The 5,692-nt window shown below is 74.7% G+C and carries 1 protein-coding gene; it reads left to right on the top strand.

The window, feature by feature from the left end; translation table 11 throughout:
* Positions 1–58 precede the first annotated feature (58 nt).
* Positions 59–5,692, top strand: a 5,634-nt coding sequence (locus ACZ43N_RS42450; protein ID WP_468105203.1) for a type I polyketide synthase, incomplete at its 3' end; no start/stop codon positions are given.

Genomic DNA, 5,692 nt, shown 5'->3' on the forward strand with positions numbered 1-5,692 from the left:
CCGGCACGACGACCACGACCATGGCCACCGCCACGACCTGCCAGCTGGGGGAGTACGCGTGAACGAGCAGGAAAAGCTCCTCAGCTACCTCAAGAAGGTCACCGGAGACCTGCACGAGACCCGCAGGCGGCTGCGGGAGGCGGAGTCCGCCTCCCGCGAGCCGGTCGCCATCGTCGCGATGAGCTGCCGCTTCCCCGGCGGCGCCGACTCGCCCGAGGAACTGTGGCGGCTGCTCGCCTCCGGCGGCGACGCCGTCACCGAGTGGCCCGCCGACCGCGGCTGGAACCTCGCCGACCACTACGACCCCGAGCCGGGCCGCCCCGGAAAGACGTACAGCACCTGCGGCGGCGCCCTCGCCGGGGCCGGCGACTTCGACGCCTCGTTCTTCGGGATCTCACCACGCGAGGCGATGGCGATGGACCCGCAGCAGCGGCTGCTGCTGGAGATCTCCTGGGAGGCGTTCGAGCGGGCCGGCATCGACCCCACCACCCTGCGAGGCTCCCGCACCGGCGTCTTCGCCGGCACCAACGGCCAGGACTACCCGGCCCTGCTGCTGGCCTCACGGGAGAGCCTGGAAGGACACGTCGGCACCGGCAACGCCGCCAGCGTCGTCTCCGGCCGCATCTCCTACACCCTCGGCCTGGAGGGCCCCGCCGTCACCGTCGACACCGCGTGCTCCTCCTCCCTGGTCGCCCTGCACCTCGCCGTACGGGCACTGCGTTCGAAGGAGTGCGACCTGGCGCTCGCCGGCGGTGTCACCGTGCTGTCCACGCCCGGCCTGTTCCTGGAATTCAGCAGACAGCGGGGCCTCGCCCCCGACGGCCGGTGCAAGGCGTTCGCCGAGGCCGCCGACGGCACCGGCTGGGCCGAGGGCGCCGGCATGCTGCTGGTGGAGCGGCTGGCAGACGCCCGCCGCCTGGGGCACCCCGTGCTCGCCGTGGTCCGCGGCAGCGCCGTCAACCAGGACGGCGCCTCCAACGGCCTGACCGCCCCCAACGGCCCCTCCCAGCAGCGCGTCATCTGGCAGGCCCTCGCCGACGCCCAGCTGACCACCGCCGACGTCGACGCGGTGGAGGCCCACGGCACCGGCACGACCCTGGGTGACCCGATCGAGGCCCAGGCCCTCCTCGCCACCTACGGGCAGGACCGCGAAACACCGCTGTGGCTCGGCTCCGTCAAGTCGAACATCGGGCACACCCAGGCCGCCGCCGGTGTCGCCGGGGTCATGAAGATGGTCCTGGCCATGCGGCACGGCCTGCTGCCCTGCACCCTCCACGTCGACCGGCCCACCACCCACGTCGACTGGACGGCGGGCCGCGTGGAACTCCTCACCGAGGCCCGCCCCTGGCCCGACGCCGACCGGCCCCGCGTCGCCGGCGTCTCCTCCTTCGGCGTCAGCGGCACCAACGCCCACGTCATCCTCGAACGGCCCGTCCCCGAACCGGCCTCCTCGGCCCCCGAGCAGCCCACCGCGCCGCCGCGCACCACGCTGCCGTACACCGTGTCCGGGCGCAGTGCCGTCGCGCTGCGCGCCCAGGCCGCCGCCCTGCACGCCCGGCTGCGCGCCGACGAGACGGTGCCCCCGCGCGACCTCGCCTGGTCACTGGCCGCCACCCGGTCGGCGTTCGAACACCGCGCGGTGCTCCTCGCGGACGACCGCGCCGAACTGCTGCGCGGCCTGGAGGCCCTGGCGGCGGGCTCCCCGGCGGCCGGCCTCGTCCAGGGCGTGGCCGACGTCGACGGCCGTACCGTCTTCGTCTTCCCCGGCCAAGGCCCCCAGTGGCCCGGCATGGCCACCGAACTCCTCGACACCGACCCTGACTTCCGTGAACATTTCACCGCCTGCGCGACGGCCGTCGAGCGCCATGTGGACTGGCCCGTCGAAGCCGTCCTGCGGGGTGCCGACGGCGCCCCCACCCTCGACCGTGTGGACGTCGTCCAACCCCTGCTGTTCGTGACCATGGTGTCGCTGGCCCGGCTCTGGCAGTCCCGCGGCGTGCACCCCGACGCCGTAGTCGGCCACAGCCAGGGCGAGATCGCCGCCGCCTGCGTCGCCGGGGGCCTCACCCTGGACGACGCGGCCCGCGTGGTCGTCCTGCGCAGCAGAGCCATCACCACCCTCGCGGGACGCGGCGGCATGGCCTCCGTGCTGCTGCCGGTCACCGACGTCCGCGAGCGGCTGACACCATGGGAGGGCCGGCTCTCCGTCGCCGCGGTCAACGGGCCCGCCTCCGTGGTGGTCTCCGGCGACGCCGACGCCGTACGCGACCTGGTCGCCGACCTCTCCGCCGCGGGCGCCCAGGCACGACAGATCCCCGTCGACTACGCCTCCCACTCCGCGCAGGTCGAGGAGATCCACGAACGGCTCCTCACCGACCTCTCCGGTCTGCGACCGCGCACCGCCGACGTGCCGTTCTTCTCCACCGTCACCTGCGACTGGCTCGACACCGAGCGCCTCGACGCCGCCTACTGGTACGACAACCTGCGCCGCACCGTCCGCTTCGCCGACGCCGTGAAAGCCCTCGCCGGGCAGGACTTCCGCGCCTTCGTGGAGTCCAGCCCGCACCCTGTGCTCACCGCCGCCGTCCGCGACACCCTCGACGAGGACGGCCGCACCGGGACGGTCGTCACCGGCACCCTGCGCCGCGGCGAAGGCGGACCCCGCCGCTTCCTCGCCTCCCTCGCCGAGCTGCGTGTCCGCGGCGCCGCCCCCGCCGACCGCACCACCCTCGTCGCCCCCGGCACCCGCGTCGACCTGCCCACCTACGCCTTCCAGCGCCGCACCTACTGGCCCACGCCCGCCCAGCTCACCGCCCCCGCGACGCCCTCCGGCACCGACCTCGACGCCCGCTTCTGGGAATCCGTCGAGAACGGCGAGACCGCCCCGCTCGCCGCCGCCCTCCACCTCGACCAGGACACCCTCGCCACGGTCCTGCCCGCCCTGAGCGACTACCGCAGGCGCAGCCGCGAGAACGCCACGGTGAACGCCTGGCGCTACCGCGTCACCTGGAAGCCCCTGCCCGTGAGCCCGGCGCCCGTACTGAGCGGCAGCTGGATCGTCGCCCTGCCCGCCGCCCACCAGGACCCGGCCCACCCCGGCCACGCCCTCGGTGCCGACGTCGTCGACGCCCTCGCCCGCGCGGGCGCCGCCCCGGTCGTCGTCGCCGTCGCCCCCGACCACGGCCGCGACCGCATCGCCGACTCCCTGCGTGCCACCGGGCCGGAACGGCCACAGGCCGTGCTGTCGCTGCTCGCCCTGGACGACGAGGAGTACGACGGCGAGCCCGGCCTGCCCCGCGGCTTCGCCGGCACGGTCGCCCTCGTCCAGGCACTCGACGACCTCGGCCACGAGGCACCCGTCTGGTTCGCCACCCGGGGAGCCGTGGCCACCGGCGCCACCGAGACCGTCGACGCCCCCGAGCAAGCCCTCGTCTGGGGCTTCGGCCGCGTCGTCGCCCTCGAACAGCCACAGCGCTGGGGCGGTCTGCTCGACCTGCCCGCAACCCTCGACCCCCTCGCAGCCGAACGCCTCACCGCCGCCCTCGCCGGTGTCGGCCAGGAGGACCAGCTCGCAGTTCGCGACACCGGCCTCCTCGCCCGCCGGCTCAAGCGGGCGGCGACGGGCGGTCTGGACGGCGGCCGGGAGTGGACACCCACCGGTACCGTCCTCGTCACCGGCGGCACCGGCGCCCTCGGCCGCCACGTCGCCCGCAAACTCGCCCGCCAGGGTGCCCCCGGCCTGCTGCTGGTCAGCCGCACCGGACCCGACGCGCCCGGCGCCGCCGAGCTGCGCGCCGAACTCACCGAACTGGGCGCGGGACACGTCGACTTCGCCGCCTGCGACATCTCCGATCGCGACCAGCTCGCCGCCCTGCTCGCCACCGTCCCCGCCGAACGGCCGCTCACCGCCGTCTTCCACACCGCCGCCGTCCTGCGGGACGGCGTCATCACCACCCTCACCCCCGACCAGCTCGCGGAGGTCCTGCGGGTGAAGGTCGGCGGTGCCCGCAACCTCGACGCCCTCACCACCGGACTCGACCTCTCCGCGTTCGTCCTCTTCTCGTCGACCGCGGGGACGATCGGAGCTCCCGGCCACGCCAACTACGCCCCCGGCAACGCCCTGCTCGACGCCCTGGCCCAGCAGCGCCGCTCCCGCGGTCTGCCCGCCACCGCCATCGCCTGGGGACCCTGGGCGGACGGCGGCATGGCCGAGGGCTCCGTCGGCGAACGCCTCCAGCGGCACGGCGTACGCCCCATGAACCCCGACCTCGCCCTCGGGGCCCTGCAACAGGCCCTCGACCACGACGACACCACCCTCGCCGTCACCGACATCGACTGGGACCTGTTCGCCCACGCCTACACCACGGCGCGGCCCCGCCCCTTCCTCGACGACCTGCCAGACGCCCGACGCGCCCTGACCGCCCGCCGGAGCCCGGACCACGACCCCCGGCATGCCGCCGACGGCGACCCCCACGACACCGGCGACCTCACCCGCCGGCTCGCCGCTCTCGCCGAACCCGAACAGCGGGCCGCCTTCGAGGAACTCGTCCGCGCGCACGCCGCCGTGGTCCTCGACCACGCCGGCCCCCAGGACGTCGAACCCACCCGCTCCTTCCGCGAACTCGGCTTCGACTCGCTCACGGCGGTGGAGCTCCGCAACGCCCTCAGTGCCGTCGTCGGCCGCCCCCTGCCCGCCACCCTGGTCTTCGACTACCCCACCCCGGCCGCCCTCGCCGAACACCTCCGGGCCGCACTCGCACCGACCACCGGGCACACCCCGGACGCCACGCTTCCGACGGCGCGTGCCACCGACGAGGACCCGGTCGTCATCACAGCGATGAGCTGCCGCTTCCCCGGCGGGGCCGACACCCCCGAGGACTACTGGCGACTGCTCGCCGACGGCACCGACGCCATCACCGCATGGCCCGACGACCGCGGCTGGGACATCGACGCCCTCTACGACCCCGAGCCCGGCGTCCCCGGCCGCGCCAGCACCCGCGGCGGTGGATTCCTGGACCACGTCGCCGACTTCGACCCCGGCTTCTTCGGGATCTCGCCGCGTGAGGCGCTGGCGATGGACCCGCAGCAGCGGTTGCTGCTGGAGCTGGCGTGGGAGGCGTTCGAGCGGGCCGGGATCGACCCGACGACCCTGCGAGGCTCCCGCACCGGCGTCTTCGCCGGCACCAACTACCAGGACTACGCCTCCCGCCCCCTCGACCCCACCACGGCGGAGGAGGTCGCGGGCCACCTCGGCACCGGCAACACCGCGAGCGTGATGTCCGGGCGTGTGTCGTTCACCCTCGGGCTGGAAGGCCCGGCGGTGACGGTGGACACGGCGTGTTCCTCCGCGCTGGTGGCGTTGCATCTGGCGGTGCAGGCGTTGCGGTCGGGTGAGTGTGATCTGGCGTTGGCCGGTGGTGTGACGGTGATGTCGACGCCGGGGTTGTTCCTGGACTTCAGCCGGCAGCGTGGGCTTGCGGCGGACGGCCGGTGCAAGGCGTTCTCGGACGCGGCGGACGGGGCCGGTTTCTCCGAGGGCGCGGGCCTGGTGCTGGTGGAGCGGTTGTCGGATGCGCGGGCGGCGGGGCGTCGGGTGTTGGCGGTGGTGGCGGGTTCGGCGGTCAACCAGGACGGTGCGTCCAATGGTCTGACGGCGCCGAACGGTCCGTCGCAGCAGCGGGTGATCCGGCAG

It is taken from the genome of Streptomyces sp. NPDC030814, assembly GCF_055572155.1.